This is a genomic window from Monashia sp. HAY1-5C (genome assembly GCF_056755255.1).
Genome location: NZ_JBPGXG010000568.1, coordinates 1 through 251, shown reverse-complemented (window position 1 = coordinate 251; position 251 = coordinate 1). Strand labels below are relative to the sequence as shown.

General features: G+C 66.5%; 1 protein-coding gene. It reads right to left on the bottom strand.

From position 1 onward, the window contains the following. Positions 1 to 251 (bottom strand): FHA domain-containing protein (locus tag ACR9ZK_RS22790; RefSeq protein ID WP_481344198.1); only part of this gene is annotated, 251 nt, incomplete at both ends.

The window sequence follows — 251 nt, the reverse complement described above, 5'->3', positions numbered from 1 at the left end:
GAACGAGACCGATCCGAAGCGCACCACCGAACCGGGATCCACCTCGTGCCGTGTCTTCGGGTCGCACGCGAAAGTCCCATCGCCCGGGTAGGTGATCGTCGTCCCGTTCGCGGAGCCGAGGTCCATCACCCAGAAGACGCCGTCGAACTGGCCGAAGGCCAGGTGGGCGCGCGACACCGACTTGGCGTCGTCTTCCACGGTGATCAGCTCGACGTGGCCCGGATCCTCCAGCTCGGTCCCTGGTGTGTGCA